This window comes from Pseudomonas sp. NPDC087358 (genome assembly GCF_044900785.1).
Classification (GTDB): Bacteria; Pseudomonadota; Gammaproteobacteria; order Pseudomonadales; family Pseudomonadaceae; genus Aquipseudomonas.
This window is the reverse complement of record NZ_JBJDOA010000027.1, coordinates 4,148-5,142: the sequence shown is the minus strand read 5'-3', so window position 1 is coordinate 5,142 and position 995 is coordinate 4,148. Positions and strand designations below refer to the sequence as shown.

The window sequence follows — 995 nt, the reverse complement described above, 5'->3', positions numbered from 1 at the left end:
TGTCGATTCGCAGGGGCGATTACAAGCCGAACGGCATACGCGGACCTTTACGGGAACGCGCGTTAGTCATGGAACGCTGACCGCGTACTCGAAGACAACGACGATGACGCAGACCGCGATAGCAACCGAGGTCCATCAAGCGCTTGATTTTCATGTTGATTTCGCGACGCAGATCACCTTCAGTGGTGAACTTCGCGACTTCGCCACGCAGCTGTTCAATCTGCTCGTCGCTCAGATCTTTGATCTTTACCGCCGGGTTAACCCCGGTGGTAGCACAGATTTTCTGTGCAGTCGTGCGACCAACACCATAGATGTAGGTCAGCGAGATAACAGTATGCTTGTTATCTGGAATGTTAACGCCTGCAATACGGGCCATTCAGTGGGACTCCAATTGACAGCTACCTACGCCCCGGAAGCCAAGAAATAGGGCGCGAGATAATATCGCTGTAATAACAAATAATCAACCCAGCAGCGCACTAGCTGCTGGGCTTTTAGCACAGATCACACTCAGCCTTGGCGCTGCTTGTGACGTGGTTCCGCGCTGCAAATTACTCGAACCACACCTTCGCGGCGAATAATCTTGCAGTTACGGCACAGCTTTTTCACCGATGCACGAACTTTCATCACCAACTCCTCGAACCTTATGGGTGCTTCAGCGCAGCATGCCGCTGCCGTAGCCCTTCAGGTTGGCTTTCTTCATCAGGGATTCATACTGGTGCGAAACGAGGTGAGATTGCACTTGGGACATGAAGTCCATCACAACCACGACCACGATCAGCAACGAGGTCCCGCCAAGGTAGAACGGCACGTTTGCAGCAACCACCAGGAACTGGGGCAGCAGGCATACGGCCATCATATATAGAGCACCGAACATGGTCAGACGAGTCAGAACGCCATCGATATAGCGCGCAGACTGCTCACCAGGACGGATGCCCGGAATAAAGGCACCGGACTTCTTCAGGTTTTCCGCTACGTCTTTCGGATTGAACATCATC

The 995-nt window shown here is 53.0% G+C and carries 3 protein-coding genes; all 3 read right to left on the bottom strand.

Features of this window, described 5'->3' with window-relative positions; all coding sequences use genetic code 11:
• Positions 1-19: 19 nt before the first annotated feature.
• Positions 20-376, bottom strand: a complete 357-nt coding sequence (gene rpsM / locus ACI2KS_RS29535) for a 30S ribosomal protein S13 (RefSeq protein WP_404624548.1) — start codon at positions 374-376, stop codon at positions 20-22.
• A gap of 131 nt (positions 377-507) precedes the next feature.
• Complete coding sequence (gene rpmJ, locus ACI2KS_RS29530) at positions 508-624, bottom strand: 50S ribosomal protein L36 (protein ID WP_002555468.1); 117 nt, start codon at positions 622-624, stop codon at positions 508-510.
• 28 nt (positions 625-652) lie between these two features.
• The coding region (locus ACI2KS_RS29525) for a preprotein translocase subunit SecY (protein ID WP_404624547.1) at positions 653-995 on the bottom strand (343 nt) is incomplete at its 5' end.

What these genes read in the sequence shown, in the direction of transcription:
- rpsM (WP_404624548.1), bottom strand. Translation starts at nt 376, where the DNA reads ATGGCCCGTATTGCAGGCGTTAACATTCCAGATAACAAGCATACTGTT.
- rpmJ (WP_002555468.1), bottom strand. Translation starts at nt 624, where the DNA reads ATGAAAGTTCGTGCATCGGTGAAAAAGCTGTGCCGTAACTGCAAGATT.